The sequence below is a fragment of the Bacteroides sp. FSHCM14E1 genome (assembly GCF_019633785.1).
In the GTDB taxonomy this organism is placed as follows: domain Bacteria; phylum Bacteroidota; class Bacteroidia; order Bacteroidales; family Bacteroidaceae; genus Bacteroides; species Bacteroides hominis.
In genome coordinates this window covers 153,539-167,876 of sequence record NZ_JADKYL010000001.1, presented here as the reverse complement: position 1 = coordinate 167,876, position 14,338 = coordinate 153,539, and the positions used below count along the sequence as shown (strand labels likewise).

General features: G+C 47.3%; 13 protein-coding genes. 7 read left to right on the top strand and 6 right to left on the bottom strand.

What is annotated here, in order from left to right:
• Positions 1 to 21: 21 nt before the first annotated feature.
• On the bottom strand, positions 22 to 1,374 hold the full coding sequence (locus tag ISX59_RS00700; protein WP_005776985.1) for a Na(+)-translocating NADH-quinone reductase subunit A: 1,353 nt from the start codon (positions 1,372 to 1,374) through the stop codon (positions 22 to 24).
• Between the two features lie 545 nt (positions 1,375 to 1,919).
• Positions 1,920 to 3,317 (bottom strand): C1 family peptidase, encoded by a 1,398-nt coding sequence (locus tag ISX59_RS00695; protein WP_122296491.1) that lies wholly within the window; start codon positions 3,315 to 3,317, stop codon positions 1,920 to 1,922.
• A gap of 162 nt (positions 3,318 to 3,479) precedes the next feature.
• Here ISX59_RS00695 and ISX59_RS00690 point away from each other — a divergent pair, with 162 nt between their 5' ends.
• The 7 genes from ISX59_RS00690 (at position 3,480) to ISX59_RS00660 (ending at position 12,548) form a co-directional block, all read left to right on the top strand.
• Entirely contained in the window at positions 3,480 to 4,697 is a 1,218-nt protein-coding gene (locus ISX59_RS00690) for a BamA/TamA family outer membrane protein (protein ID WP_032537960.1), read from the top strand.
• A gap of 135 nt (positions 4,698 to 4,832) precedes the next feature.
• On the top strand, positions 4,833 to 5,582 hold the full coding sequence (locus ISX59_RS00685) for a TolC family protein (protein WP_005805356.1): 750 nt from the start codon (positions 4,833 to 4,835) through the stop codon (positions 5,580 to 5,582).
• 13 nt (positions 5,583 to 5,595) lie between these two features.
• A complete protein-coding gene (locus ISX59_RS00680; protein ID WP_005805354.1) occupies positions 5,596 to 7,815 on the top strand; it encodes a hypothetical protein in 2,220 nt (739 codons plus the stop codon).
• Entirely contained in the window at positions 7,805 to 9,154 is a 1,350-nt protein-coding gene (locus ISX59_RS00675; RefSeq protein WP_005776972.1) for an O-antigen ligase, read from the top strand. The genes ISX59_RS00680 and ISX59_RS00675 overlap by 11 nt, the downstream gene beginning before the upstream one ends.
• 143 nt (positions 9,155 to 9,297) lie before the next feature.
• On the top strand, positions 9,298 to 10,188 hold the full coding sequence (locus ISX59_RS00670; protein ID WP_165014590.1) for a glycosyltransferase family 2 protein: 891 nt from the start codon (positions 9,298 to 9,300) through the stop codon (positions 10,186 to 10,188).
• A 43-nt stretch (positions 10,189 to 10,231) separates the two neighbouring features.
• On the top strand, positions 10,232 to 11,392 hold the full coding sequence (locus ISX59_RS00665; protein WP_220575540.1) for a glycosyltransferase family 2 protein: 1,161 nt from the start codon (positions 10,232 to 10,234) through the stop codon (positions 11,390 to 11,392).
• Between the two features lie 22 nt (positions 11,393 to 11,414).
• Positions 11,415 to 12,548: a glycosyltransferase family 1 protein gene (locus ISX59_RS00660; protein WP_032530875.1), complete on the top strand. Its 1,134-nt coding sequence runs from the start codon at positions 11,415 to 11,417 to the stop codon at positions 12,546 to 12,548.
• A 133-nt stretch (positions 12,549 to 12,681) separates the two neighbouring features.
• On the opposite strand, the gene ISX59_RS00655 is transcribed toward ISX59_RS00660, so the two are convergent.
• The 4 genes from ISX59_RS00655 to ISX59_RS00640 form a co-directional block, all read right to left on the bottom strand.
• The gene (locus tag ISX59_RS00655) at positions 12,682 to 13,131 is read right to left on the bottom strand and encodes an N-acetylmuramoyl-L-alanine amidase (RefSeq protein WP_005776967.1); all 450 of its coding nucleotides are present in this window, start codon (positions 13,129 to 13,131) and stop codon (positions 12,682 to 12,684) included.
• On the bottom strand, positions 13,128 to 13,406 hold the full coding sequence (locus ISX59_RS00650) for a hypothetical protein (protein WP_005805336.1): 279 nt from the start codon (positions 13,404 to 13,406) through the stop codon (positions 13,128 to 13,130). Before ISX59_RS00650 ends, ISX59_RS00655 begins: the two co-directional genes overlap by 4 nt.
• A gap of 53 nt (positions 13,407 to 13,459) precedes the next feature.
• Positions 13,460 to 13,939 carry an HU family DNA-binding protein gene (locus tag ISX59_RS00645; protein WP_005805332.1) on the bottom strand — a complete coding sequence of 160 codons (480 nt, stop codon included), beginning with the start codon at positions 13,937 to 13,939 and terminating at the stop codon, positions 13,460 to 13,462.
• A gap of 108 nt (positions 13,940 to 14,047) precedes the next feature.
• Complete coding sequence (locus tag ISX59_RS00640) at positions 14,048 to 14,293, bottom strand: DUF4248 domain-containing protein (protein ID WP_005776901.1); 246 nt, start codon at positions 14,291 to 14,293, stop codon at positions 14,048 to 14,050.
• Between the last annotated feature and the right edge of the window lie 45 nt (positions 14,294 to 14,338).

Below are 14,338 nucleotides of genomic sequence, written 5' to 3'. Positions count from 1 at the left end.
TTATAAATTATGTGTTATGAATTACATCATTTCAGCACGAAGCATATCGAGTCCGGCACGAACGATGCGTTGCAATTCCAGTTTCGAAGAGTCGACAAATTCGCACAAAGCAAAGTCTTCGGGCGCCACTTCGTAGATACCCAGAGCTTCCATGCGGTCGATGTCCCCGGCAATGATTGCTTTGATCAGGAATTCAGGCAGAATGTCCATCGGGAATACTTTGTCGTATTCGCCGGACATAATCATGTGGCGTTCGCCTCCCTTGATACGGGCATCGAGCACATACTCCTTCTTATTCCCCATCAACCAGCTGAAATACGAGCGGTTGACGCTGAACTGATTGAAACGGGGCATGATCCATCCCAGCATTTCGTGGATGTCGTCGCCTTCGGGAATCACGGTCAACTGACTGTCGAAAGCACCGAGGAATCCGTTTGGTTTCACCTGCTTGCCTGTCAGCACATTACCGCTGATGTAACGCAACTCCTTATCTTTTGTCACGTTTCCGGCAAACACATTGGTCAACAATGCACCTACTTTCAGTTTGCAATAAGCCGGTTTCAGGACTTCAGAGCCTGTAACGGCTACAGTGCGTGTCAGATCCACCCGTCCGGAATTGAACAGACGTCCGATGAAAATTACAGCTTCTGCGCCGATGGTCCACACGGTTTCACCTTTCACCACAGGAGCTACATGATTGATTTGCACCCCTACATTTCCGGCAGGGTTCGGTCCGTCAAATACGGTTACCGTGACATTTTTAGCCTGTGTCAAGGCTGTCGTTTTTTGTTTGCTGCTAATACCGAGATACGTCTTGGCGATCTTAGCCAGGGCATCCAGTCCAGTCTGGAAATTAGCTTCTTCCCCTTTCAGAGCGAACTCAAAATCGGGTGCCAGCGGGTTGCTGTCGAAAGCAGAAATGAAAATAGCCCGCGGAGCGACTGTCGGATCGGCAATCACGTCATACGGACGCTGTCTCATAAATGCAAACATACCAGCTTCCAAGAGTGCAGCTTTCACAGCCTCACCGTCGAGTTTGGATACGTCCTTCTTGCCGAATTCTTCGTAATCCTGCTCAGCAGCGGCTTCAACCACGATGTTCAGCACCTTACGGCGTGCACCGCGCTCCACGCTTGTTACAACGCCGCTAACGGGCGAAACAAATTTAACTTCAGGATGGTTCTTGTCGATAAACAAGGGTCCCCCGGCCATCACATATTCCTGTTCTTTCACCACCACCTTCGGAGTCACTCCTGGGAAATCATCGGGTACGAGTGCGTAGAATCCCGGTTCTTTCACCGTTGAGAGCTCTTCAGCAGCTTTTCCTTTCAGGTTGATGTCAAGGCCTTTACGTAACTTTATTACATTTGCCATGTGATTATATAAAATAATGGTTTCATAATTTGCCCGCAAAAGTAATAAATAATAATGTGAATAAAGAGGAAATGTGAAAGGAATTAAGGAGATATTTCTTTAATTAGCATCGTTAACGATCACAAAGACACTAAAAAGGCTAAAATTATCACTGATGAACGGTCAACAAAGAACGAGGAACAGGCTATGCTGAATGAATTATTGACGACGAACAGGGGATGTCGGAAAGTATAAATTATGGGGGGACATAGCCATCCGGAAAGAAGGGTGTAGCCTTAGTTGTAAAAGGGTGTAGCCCTATGGATGAAAGGGCGTAGCCCCAACAGCAAAAGGGTGTAGCCATCCGCGGAGGACAGCTACACCCTTTTTTATTTAGCGTCGATCGTTTTGAACCCTTCAATCGATATATAAAGATATGTATTCAATCTCCTCTCCCCCCAAAGGACGCTCCCCTTATAAACCGGGGGAGAATGAAGGCAATACCTACCTTATGGCACAAACCTGTTGACCGTTTATCATTCAGAGTTCATCGGTCAGCGTTCCTTTCACTCTTCCGGAGCAAACATCGGGTCCCAAGCAGGCAAACGAACAGGTTTCTGCTTCAGAACTTCCAACACTTTGGGAGTTGCGAATTTCTTTTCTACCACCAGGCGGAACATATATTCGTTGAACCACTGATCCGTCATAATCAAGTGTCCCTGATAGCCATTGGCAGCTCCCCAACTGTTTTCCACCATCCATTTCACCGGTTTGCCATCCTTAATGTCTACCGCCATCAGAGTCATGGCATGGCTCGATCCACTGGCAAATGTCTGCACACGCTGTTTCTTATCCATACCGAAAGTGGTACCCATCAACGAAGCATAGTCATAGTTGTTCACATCCAGCAATCCGCGTTCCGAGTTCAAGAATTTACCTACATCACACGAAAAATACATCATCGTACTATCTTTCAGCGAAGCGATGGCCATCTCCTTGATTTCATCGGCCGGCAGGTTAACATACGTCCAGTTGCGTCCGTCATAACGGTGACGGTCAAAGTCGATTTCATAACACTTATAATATTCACGGCTCGGATCGTTCATCAGCATCACGTAATTGTCCAGCAGATTCTTGTCGCCGTATTTTTCGAGGAACGACATCGGTGTGTATTGTGCAGTCTCCACCGGATTTCCTTTTTCATCTTTACGCGTCCAGGTAAACTCCGTAGGCGGAACCCCCAGATTCAGCACCAGCATGCGGTATACGGTGCCCAGCATTTCCGTTTTGCTATTTTCAAGCGCAGGCAGTTTGTCTCCCTTTGCAGCCTGATCACGCAGTTGCAGACCAAATTCACGCAATTTTTCAGCAATCAGCCCAGCCATGCGTGATGTATTCTCGCTGCTGTTCGTCTCAGGCATCACCTCTTTGGGCACCAGACCATATTTAGAAACGATGTCGGCTACACCTGTAAACGTACCTCCGTCACTCAGCGGATTACGGAACAGCCACTCCACCATTTTGTCGTCCATCGGCTTCTCACGGGTGTCGATGACACCTTGCAGGAAAAGATTCGCTTTCTCCAGTTGATCCCAGAAGAAGTTGTAATTCTGAGAAAACTCAAACGATCCGAGTCCGTACCGGGCGATGGCTTTGGCGCGCATCACATTCAGGCCGGTGAACAGCCAGCAACGACCGGACGATTTCTGGTCTGTAATTCCTTTTGAGTCTACTTTAATAGAAAAATAGGTATCCATTCCCTTCAGGTTGTCCTGATTCAGAGCCAGCTTACGGATATCGTTGTTACCGATCGCGTTACGGATGGCCTTGTCGGTTGTCGTGCCCTGGTAGTTTTGTTTAATCCGGTTCAGCATTTCAGAGCTGATACCTCCCTTGTCCTGCTGTGCATACACACTTAAGAATGCGGCACTCAGAACAAAAACAGATAATATTCGTTTATTCATGTGGTAAAGTAATTTGGTTAATAAAGGAGCCTTCTCCTTTTTCTTTGCAAAAATAGCATCCTTTTCCGGATTTTTTGTCACAGTATTTAGATTTATTATCTATTCGAATGAAAACTAATCCAAATAAAATAGTTTCCTTTGCACCCATATTCGTACAAAGCAATGAAAAAATATATAATAGGTATATTGATGGCGATCATGCCCGCCACATTCACTGTGGCTCAAGAAGAAGGCACTACGCTCAGCACTGACACGACAAAGCAAGACAGCATTCCCGCCCTATCCAAGCGCGAACTACGACGTCAGCGGGTGGCCCGCCGTAACCTTCACTACAATATTCTCGGAGGGCCCAGCTACACTCCCGATTTCGGTCTGCTGATTGGCGGCAGCGGGTTGATGACCTTCCGGATGAATCCCAGCGACACCACCCAGCAGCGCTCTGTAGTGCCCGTAGCCATTGCCCTGATGTTCAATGGCGGACTCAACCTGTTCTCCAAGCCGCAACTTTTCTTTAAGGGCGACCGTTTCCGTATTTTCGGACAGTTCAGTTATAAAAACACACAGGAAAACTTTTACGGCATCGGTTACAGTACCAATAAGGATTATGTGCGCAGCGACACCACCAGCCAGTACCGCTACAGCGGATTGCAGATCAACCCCTGGTTCCTGTTCCGCCTGGGCGAAAGCAACTTCTTTGCCGGTCCGCAAGTCGACCTCAATTATGACCACATGTACGATCCGGCCAAATACCTTGTCGACCAACCCTCTTATAAAGCGGCCGGCGGCACAGAGAAAGGCTACAAGAACTTCAGTTCAGGTGTCGGTTTCCTGCTGACTTATGATACACGCGACGTACCTGCCAATGCCTATCGCGGCATGTATCTCGACTTCCGAGGCATGATGTACCAAAAATTCCTGGGAAGCGACAACAACTTCTACCGTTTGGAGATAGACTACCGCCAGTACAAAACGTTGCGCAAACGCGGTGTGCTTGCATGGACCGCCCAAAGTAAAAACGTATTTGGCGACGTTCCGCTCAATAAATACGCGCTAAGCGGCACTCCGTTCGACCTTCGGGGATATTATATGGGGCAATACCGCGATAAATCGTCACACGTCGTCATGGCCGAATATCGCCAGATGATCAATACGGACAAGGGCAACTGGGTGAAACGCATGCTCAGCCATGTAGGCTATGTGGCATGGGCAGGATGCGGATTTATGGGTCCCAATCCGGGAAAAATAGAGGGTGTTCTGCCCAACATGGGCGTGGGTCTCCGCATAGAAGTACAGCCCCGTATGAACGTCCGTCTCGACCTGGGACGCAACATGGTGAACAAACAAAACCTGTTCTATTTCAACATGACCGAAGCATTTTAAATAAATTATATTCAAATTCAATGCTATATTTATAAAAAAAAGGGGTATATTTAGGGCATTAGTTGCAGATTTGTCTTATCTTTGCACAGATTTCACAAGCATACAGACAATATATACAAATAAATATACCCGTTTATGAAAAGAATCCTATTCATATTCATTAGTATACCCCTACTCTTATTTGGTGCAGCTTCTCTTGTATATGCGCAGGAAACCAGCGATTACTCTAAACTGACTACGGAAGACTATACTAATATTTCCCTCCCCCCACTCGACCTTCTGTTCGAAAATGCCAAAGGAGGACCGATCTATGAACTGGCCGGTGTAAAAGAGCAGATAGAGCGCAAACTGCTGGCCAAGGAAAGACGCGCGTTCCTGAAGTTCTTCAGTGCCCGGGGTAGTTATCAGTGGGGAAAAGTCGGAGTAGATAATACGTTTACCGATGTTTCCACCCCCATTATGTACAACTACAATACATCCAAACAAACCATGTATACAATAGGCGGTGCAGTCAGTATCCCCTTTGACGAATTATTCGATCTGTCTCCTCGCGTTAAACGCCAAAAACTGAATGTAAAAGCTGCTGCCTTGGAACGGGAAGTAAAGTTTGAAGAGATGAAGCGGGAAATCATCGAAATGTACGCAACCGCAACCTCTCAACTCAATGTATTAAAACTGCGGGCGGAAGCCTTGGAATTGGCAACTATGCAGTATGATGTAGCCGAGAAGAATTTCGTAAACAACATCATTGACACAGGAGATTTATCTGTCGAAAAGCAAAGACAATCCACCGCATTAGAAGCTTTCGAAAAAAGTAAGTTTGAAGTAACCAAGAGCCTGATGATTCTGGAAGTCATCACCCGTACACCTATTTTAAGAAAATAAACAATCATACATTATGGACTATGTATTTTATCTGCTCCGCTCTCTCTATCGTGTGAAATGGTGGATCCTGTTGGGTACCACCCTTATTACGGCTTTTGTATATTTCCGTATAGGACGGATGCAGGGAGGCTACAATGTGGAATCCACCCTTTATACAGGGGTTGTATCGGGCTATGGCATCGAAGAAACGACTAAAGTAGACTGGGCGTTGGCTCAAAACTCAATGGACAACCTGATCAATATCCTGCAATCGGAAAGTACCCTGAAGCGTGTCTCCCTGCGTCTCTTCTCACGCGTCCTGGTAAAAGGAAGGCCGGATAAAGACAACGAAGGAATCACCGCCTCCAGCTATAATTATACTTACAATCACATGAAGAACAGTAAGGATGGTAAAGCACTGGTTGCCTTGATCGATCGGAACAGCGAAGACAAGACCATGGAGAACTTCATGAAATATGAACGTCCGGACAAAGAAAATTACATTTACGGATTGTTTTATTTTCAGCATGTATTTTACAGTTATCAAGCCCTGAAGAGGATCAAAGTAGAACGTAAGGGAAACAGTGATTTAATCAAGACCAGCTATCAGTCCGGCGATCCGGGCATTGCCTATAATACGATTGACATCCTGATGAAGGAATTTGTCAACGAATATCAGGCACTCCGTTACGGCGGCACCGATAAAGTGATTGAATACTTTGCGGGAGAATTGAAACGCATCGGCAAGGAACTTGCCGGACAGGAAGACAATCTGACCCAATATAACATAGACAACCGGATCATCAACTATTATGACGAGACCAAAGAGATAGCTGCCATCAATAAAGAATTTGAATTACGCGAACAAGATGTAGAGTTTGCTTACAACAGTTCGAAAGCGATGCTTATGGAGCTCGAGAGACAGATGGACGCAAACTCTAAACAACTGATCCATAACGTACAGTTAGTGGATAAACTAAAGCAGACGAGCAATTTAACCGGAAAAATCACTGAGATGGAAACGATTTCATCGCCAAGTGACAGCACCGGAACCAAGCTCCAAGCCTACAAAGACCGCTTAGCGCAAAATCGGAAAGAATTGTCAAGCATTGCCAGCCGATACGTGAACGGACAACATTCCAAAGAGGGAGTTGCCCGAAACACCATCGTGGAACAGTGGCTCGACCAACTGCTGCTTTTTGAAAAAGCGAAAGCCGAACTGAAAATCGTACAAAAAAGCCGTAACGACCTGAATGCGAAATACACTCACTTCGCTCCGGTAGGCACCACCATTAAGCGCAAAGAACGCGTCATCAACTTTACCGAACAGAGCTACCTGACCAACTTAAAAAGTTATAACGACGCTTTATTGCGCAAAAAGAACCTGGAGATGACCGCCGCCATCCTGAAGGTGCTCAATCCGCCTGCCTATCCGATCAATCAGGAATCTGTAGGAGGACGGAAAATTGTAGCGATGGCATGTGCCGGAGCCTTTATCTTTTTAGTGGCAGTATTCCTGTTGATAGAACTGATTGACCGCACTCTGCGTGACACGCCCCGTACGCGCAAGCTGACAGGCGGCATTGTACTGGGCTCCTATCCTGCTCCCATGAAGCCCGGCCCCGTCAACAAACAATGTGAGGATGCGGCCACCCGTTATATGGGCACCGCTATTCAACGTTTCTTCACCGGACGAGCAGAAGGGCTTCCTTTTATTCTCAATCTTCTCAGTACCGAAGAAGGCAGTGGCAAGTCCTATTTGGCAGAGCGCCTTAAGAACTATTGGGAATCGCTTGGCCTGAAAGTACGACTGCTGACCGACGGGATTGATTTCGACTCCGGCTCACCCGGTTTCATACTATCCCAAAGCCTGAAAGAAATCTATACGCCTCAGTCCGAAGAAATCGTGATTGTGGAATACCGCAATCTGAAGCAAATAAACATACCGACACCCTTGTTGCAAGAAGCTCAATTGAACTTATTGGTTGCTTCGGCTATCCTTGGTTGGAAAGCGACTGACAAGGTATTACTCCAAAAGCTCAGGTTACAGATAGGAAAGCCTCCATATTTCTACCTCAACCGCGCGCCGAAGTACGAAGTAGAGACTTACACCGGTATGCTTCCGCCATATACCTGGATGCGCAAACAGATGTATCGGATCTCTCAACTCGCATTGACAGAAAGGTCTCTATACCGCCTCCGCAGCAAGAAAACCTCCAACGACAATCTCCAGGATGACGATGATGACGAATGATGAAGAAATCTATAAAGAACGGGATCCGGATACATCCGAGCCCGTTTTTTATCTTTTGTTTGCCTCCCAGTTGATACTGATGTTGATGGGGATGTTCATATCCGTCAAGATGGGACTGGCCACTCTTCCGATTGTGACCGTATTGGGTGTGATTGCTTTAGGCAGATGCAGCAGCCGGAGTACAGACTGGAAACGGGGGAGAAACCTAATGGCAGGGCTTATCCTGATATGGGGGCTCTATTGCCTGTTCGAAATAGGCAACTCCAATCACGTGCAGGAAGCATGGAACATAGCCATCCCCCAATACTTTTTCTACCCGTTGCTTTGCGCATTCTTAGTGCCCCTGACCATCCGTAATTATAAGGGGATAGAAGCTCTGCTGCTGATCTGGTCCGTTTTCGTTTTAATAGCCACCCTGAAAGGTTACTGGCAAAAAAATCACGGCTTCAACGAACGGGAACTCTATTTTCTTTATGTACTGGGAGGGCACCGCACCCACTTCATCTGGTCCGGCATCCGCTATTTCTCCTGCTTTTCCGATGCGGCTAACTATGGAGTCCACGCAGCCATGGCCGCCACCACATTCGGCATGTCTGCCTTCTTCGTCCGTAAAAAGTGGATGAAGATATACTTCGGTGTCATCACCCTTTGCGCTCTTTATTGCATTGGCATCTCGGGTACCCGGGCAGCCGTAGGTGTACCGTTGGGAGGAATCCTGCTGTATGTTTTAATCTCTAAAAACTGGAAAGGATTTGTGTTTGGAGCCGTTTCACTGGTTGCTATTTTTTCATTCTTTTATTTCACCAACATCGGAGACAGCAACCAGTATGTCCGCAAGATGCGCTCTGCCTTCCGTCCCAGCAAAGACGCCTCCTATCAAGTGAGGGTTAAGAATAAGAACAACATGAAAGCATTGATGGCAGTAAAACCCATTGGTTACGGGCTTGGCCTGTCGAAAGGAGAACGCTTTCAGCCCCGGGAACTGATGCACTACCCGCCCGACTCGTGGTTGGTAGGCGTGTGGGTAGAAACGGGAATCATAGGACTGGTGCTCTATCTGCTTGTTCATGGAGTACTCTTTGCCTGGTGTTCCTGGCTATTGATGTTTAAGGTGATGAACAAGCGCTTGAGAGGCTTGTTGGCCGCCTGGCTTTGTATGGCTGCCGGTTTCTTCGTTGCCGCCTATGTAAATGATGTGATGCAATATCCCAACTCCATTATCGTTTATACCGGTTTCGCCCTTTGCATAGCGGGTCCTTATATCGATCCCGTGATGCAGAAAGAAGAAGAGGAACTGAAAAAGAAGAAAAATAAGACAGAGCAAGAAGAATTTTATTAATAATTGAAATAGAAATGAATACGATTTACCACAGATTACACAGATTAACACAGATATTTTAATTTAACTCTCAGTAAAATAAATTATTAATCTGTGAGAATCCGTGTAATCTGTGGTGAATAATACTCAAAACCGTTACATAAATGAAACAAACATCTCCTATCATCTCTTTTATCACCATCTGCTACAACGGCTTGAATGACACTTGTGAGTTGATAGAGTCGCTACGCGCTACCATACACTCCGTCAGTTACGAAATCATTGTGGTGGACAACGCGTCCCGGCAAGATGAAGCCCGGATGATACAGGAACGATACCCCTTTGTGCGTACCCTCCGCAGCGAGAAGAACCTCGGATTCTCGGGAGGCAACAATCTCGGGATACAGATAGCGCAAGGACAATACCTGTTCCTGATCAACAATGACACTTACCTGACCGAAGACGGGCTGCCCGCCCTGATAGAACGGTTGGAGAGCAGTCCCCGCATCGGAGCAGTTTCGCCCAAGATCCGCTTCGCCTTCCCACCGCAAAACATCCAGTTTGCCGGCTACACCAAGTTGAGCCCCTATACGATGCGCAACAAGGCTTTGGGTATGGGATGTCCGGACGATGCAACTTTCAGCACGCCCCGCCCCAGCGCCTACCTTCATGGAGCCGCGCTGATGCTGAAACGGGAGGTCATCTGGAAAGCCGGACTGATGCCGGAGATTTATTTCCTCTATTATGAAGAGCTGGACTGGTGTACCAGCATGACGCGCGCCGGCTATCAGCTTTGGTACGAACCGCGCTGCACCGTTTTCCATAAAGAGAGCCAAAGCACCGGCAGGCAGAGCCCCCTTCGCGCTTTTTACATGATGCGAAACCGAATGCTTTACGCCTGGCGCAACCTGTCGGGAATGGAGCGCTGCCTGTCCATCGTTTACCAGATGCTGGTAGTAGCTCCCAAAGACAGCCTGCGCTTCGCCCTGAAAGGACAGCCCAAGTTAGCAGGGGCCGTCTGGCGCGGAGTGAAGGATTTCTGGACGCTGTGCTGAATCGTCCGCATAAATGTTTAAACAATAACCCAATATCAGACTTATGATACTAACCTTGATCGACTGGATTTTATTCATCCTGCTGGCACTCTGCGTCAGCTACCTGCTGGTATATGCCATCGCGTCAAAATTTTATCGTTCCCCCAACTATCCGGAAGCGGGCCGACTGCACCGCATTGCCGTCTTCTTTCCCGCCTACCAGGAAGACAAAGTCATCGTCGACTCCGTACGTTCTTTCCTTGAACAGGACTACCCCAAAGAGATGTACGATGTATACGTCATCTCCGACCACATGCAGGATACTACAAACGATGCATTGAACCGGCTTTTAGCCAAAGTGCTAATAGCCGATTACACAAACAGCACAAAAGCGAAAGCTTTGAATATAGCCGTTAAAACGGCCTTACCCATATATGACATCGCCGTCATAATGGATGCCGATAACGTGACAACAGCCAATTTCCTATCTGAAGTGAATCTTGCCTATAGTGCAGGAGTAAAGGCCATGCAAGCTCACCGGACAGGCAAAAAACTGGATACAGCCATCGCCCGACTTGATGCTGTAAGCGAAGAGATCAACAACGGGATCTTCCGTAGCGGACATAATCATCTCGGACTATCAGCCAGTTTATCGGGTTCCGGCATGGCTTTCGAATATGACTGGTTCAAGAAAGCTGTGCCCAGTCTAAAGACTGTAGGAGAAGATAAAGAACTTGAATTATTGCTCATACAAAACAGGATCCACATCACTTATCTGCCACACATACCTGTCTATGACGAAAAAAATCAAAAAAAAGACAGCATAAAGAAGCAACGTAAACGCTGGATGATTACTCAATTCGACATTTTACGCTTAGCCATACAATATTTACAAAAAGAGGGGATAGCTCACGAACTGCGCAATCCCGATCTTATAGACAAGGTCATTCAGTGGTTGCTCCCTCCGCGTCTATTGCAATTGGCGGCAGTTTTCAGCATCACTTTTTTAGTGACAATCATCTGTATATCATCTGCTCCCAAATGGTGGATACTATCACTGGCACAGATGGCCGCCATGCTGGTTCCGATACCCAAACAGTATATGAACCGCTCTTTATTAAAGTCATTGTTATGCCTGCCACCACTCATAGTAAGTACCATCGGCAACTTATTCCGGCTCAAGGGAGCAAACAAGAAATTCATACATACTAAACACGGAGAGTAACCCACCCCTAAAATAAAGAACCATGAAAATAGCCATTGAAGCACAACGTATTTTCCGTACCAACAAGCATGGAATGGACTTTGTCGCCCTGGAAACAATTCGCGAACTGCAAAAAATAGATCATAAAAATGAATATTATATCCTCGTCAGTCCCGGTGAAGATCACTGTTTGCAAAGTTCTCCAAACGTACACATCATCGAGCTTCACTGTCCCACTTATCCTCTTTGGGAACAGGTGGCACTACCGCGTGCCATAGCCCGCATAAAGCCCGATTTGCTGCACTGCACCAGTAATACAGCCCCTCTCTATTGTCCGGTAGCTTTAGTGCTTACTTTGCACGACATTATTTTTCTGGAAAAGCGCCAATCATTCAGTAAATCCTGGTATCAAGAGATGGGATGGTACTATCGGCGCTTTGTGGTTCCCCGAATCCTACCCAACTGCAAAAAGATCATCACAGTTTCCCATTTTGAATGCAACCGTATCCGTGAAGCGCTCAAACTGCCTGTGGAACAAATTACCCCTGTATATAATGGCTATAGCCAACATTTCAGACAACAGCCTAAACAGCCTTCCCTGACCCGGCGCTATATTCAAACCGACGGTTATCTATTCTTCTTGGGCAATACCGATCCTAAGAAGAATACCCCCCGCTTACTGAAAGCCTATTCTCTATACCTAAAAAAATCTACCGTGAAGCGTCCGCTGTTGATAGCCGACCTAAAAGAAGAAATTATAGATGAAATTCTGGAAACAGAGAAGATACAAGAGATAAAACCTTATCTGAGTTATCCTGGTTATATCCGAAACCAAGATTTGTCAGCTGTGTACACAGGCGCATTTGCTTTTCTTTACCCTTCTTTACGTGAGAGTTTTGGTATTCCGCAACTGGAAGCTATGGCATGCGGTACACCGATTTTAACCGGCAACACATCCGCCATGCCCGAAGTGGCAGGTGAGGGTGCCATATTGATTGACCCTTTCAATCCGGCGGACATTTCCGAAAAGCTATTACGTTTGGAATTAGATCCCGTCTTCTATCAGCGGCAAGTTGAATATGGGCTTGAACGTGTGAAACTATTTTCATGGACCAAAAGCGCAGAAGCACTACTCGATATCTATCATGCCGTCGCAAATGAAAAACATGCATATTAATGGTTAGTTTAGGTAATTCACCACAGAGCAACACAGAGTTCCACAGAGGATTTATTTTCTCCGGGATACCCGTAAACGGGAAGCCAAAACTCCGTGTAAATCTGTGTTAATCCGTGTAATCTGTGGTGAACCGTCAACCAAATACCTCCCGCAACGAAACCTCGAAACACGGACAAGCCTTGATCCATTCCTCCGGCTCTATCTCTCCGTTGCCGTTCAGGTCCGTACTCAGATCGCGATGCCCGCACACCTCACAACCGGGATAATCCGTCAGAAGCGTACGCACCAGCACTCGCATCGAATGCTTCTGTTCGGGTGTACGGGTATCCTTGGGATGCCCTTCACGGTCCAGTCCGCCTTCATAGCAGATACCGATGGAACGGGCATTAAATCCGCGCGCATGCGCTCCGACACGTTCTATGGGACGGGTACTGACGATGCGTCCATCCTTACGGATGTAGAAATGATAGCCCGGACCGTTGAATCCCCGACGGCGATGGCATGTATCCAGATCGTACTCCGTGAAGCAGCGGTCTTCACGCGTAGCGGAGCAATGGATGACGATCAGATCGATTTTTCTCATATCGCTTCTCTCCTTTCACACTCTTTCAGACGACACCTGAGCGACAAGGCCTCCAGCAGTTCTTCGCGTAGCGAGATGACCTCGGCATGCATTTCTTTCACTTTCGAACTCAGTTCGAAGTAATCTTTCAGCATCTTCTCAAGCTGCCCCATCAGGAACTCGTACTGACCGGTGACCAACTGGCTGAACTCTTTCATTTTTGCCGCATCCTTCTTCCGCAGAAACGGCAGGAGGCCCATCAGGCACTCCAAAGCTTTTTCGATAATTGTTTTCATGATAGATGTTTTTAGGTTTACCACGGGTGAGTTATGACACACCGGCGAATTCCTTACGCCGTCGGATCGTCCACAATACCCCCGTCTCCGCCACTGCCTCCGGCCTGCGCGCTTACCAGCTCCAGCACCACATTATTTTCTCCTCCGCGCGTAGTGGCGACGCTGTCGTTCACCAGACGAAGCGTATTGTCCACCTTGAAGCGGAGATTTACCCGGGTCACGTTTTTCACGGTACACTCTTTTTCCACTTCTACTCCGGGACAACTCAAGGTGATGTAGAACGTTCCCAGCCCGTCCACCTTCACACGGTTACCATCGGTCAGTACCTTTTTCATGGCACGGACGAAGGACTTCATCACATGGGTGACATCTTCCACCGAAAGTGCTCCGACAGACTCTATTTCCGAAGCGATGCGATGAATGTCGTACACCTTGGAGTCGCCCGCCTTCTGCTTGATGTAATAAACGGTCGGTGAATTTTTGTCACTGATTTTTTTGTGGCGCGAACAGCGCACTACTGATACATTTGCCATAAGCTATTCATTTAAGTTACTGAAACAAAGATACGGCACGGCAGCAGTGCAGATACAGTCACCGTCCGGCAGCGTCGGTTGCGGTCCCGATAAATCTCCACCCGTCCGTCAAGGCTCGCCAAGTGCCTCCGTAATCAGCACCACCTGTGCCGGAGTGTAACGCTTGGCACGGACACGCAGTCCGGTAGCACGCAAACGCTCCGTCAATCCCGGAAAAGAAACGATCCATTCGTTAAACAATTTCATAGCGCTCTGAGGCAGAATATCGGGCAGATAAAGCGCTGCCAACTCACTTTTCCCGTAACTCCGGTAGCAGAACGGAGTTTCTTTTTCATCATCGTCTTTATGTTTCATGATAGTAATGTTTTTGAGTTCACCACAGATTACACAGATTAACAC

Excerpts from the sequence above, each read along its gene's own strand:
- ISX59_RS00700 (WP_005776985.1), bottom strand. The coding sequence starts at position 1,374 with ATGGCAAATGTAATAAAGTTACGTAAAGGCCTTGACATCAACCTGAAA.
- ISX59_RS00695 (WP_122296491.1), bottom strand. The coding sequence starts at position 3,317 with ATGAATAAACGAATATTATCTGTTTTTGTTCTGAGTGCCGCATTCTTA.
- ISX59_RS00690 (WP_032537960.1), top strand. The coding sequence starts at position 3,480 with ATGAAAAAATATATAATAGGTATATTGATGGCGATCATGCCCGCCACA.
- ISX59_RS00685 (WP_005805356.1), top strand. The coding sequence starts at position 4,833 with ATGAAAAGAATCCTATTCATATTCATTAGTATACCCCTACTCTTATTT.
- ISX59_RS00680 (WP_005805354.1), top strand. The coding sequence starts at position 5,596 with ATGGACTATGTATTTTATCTGCTCCGCTCTCTCTATCGTGTGAAATGG.
- ISX59_RS00675 (WP_005776972.1), top strand. The coding sequence starts at position 7,805 with ATGACGAATGATGAAGAAATCTATAAAGAACGGGATCCGGATACATCC.
- ISX59_RS00670 (WP_165014590.1), top strand. The coding sequence starts at position 9,298 with ATGAAACAAACATCTCCTATCATCTCTTTTATCACCATCTGCTACAAC.
- ISX59_RS00665 (WP_220575540.1), top strand. The coding sequence starts at position 10,232 with ATGATACTAACCTTGATCGACTGGATTTTATTCATCCTGCTGGCACTC.
- ISX59_RS00660 (WP_032530875.1), top strand. The coding sequence starts at position 11,415 with ATGAAAATAGCCATTGAAGCACAACGTATTTTCCGTACCAACAAGCAT.
- ISX59_RS00655 (WP_005776967.1), bottom strand. The coding sequence starts at position 13,131 with ATGAGAAAAATCGATCTGATCGTCATCCATTGCTCCGCTACGCGTGAA.
- ISX59_RS00650 (WP_005805336.1), bottom strand. The coding sequence starts at position 13,406 with ATGAAAACAATTATCGAAAAAGCTTTGGAGTGCCTGATGGGCCTCCTG.
- ISX59_RS00645 (WP_005805332.1), bottom strand. The coding sequence starts at position 13,939 with ATGGCAAATGTATCAGTAGTGCGCTGTTCGCGCCACAAAAAAATCAGT.
- ISX59_RS00640 (WP_005776901.1), bottom strand. The coding sequence starts at position 14,293 with ATGAAACATAAAGACGATGATGAAAAAGAAACTCCGTTCTGCTACCGG.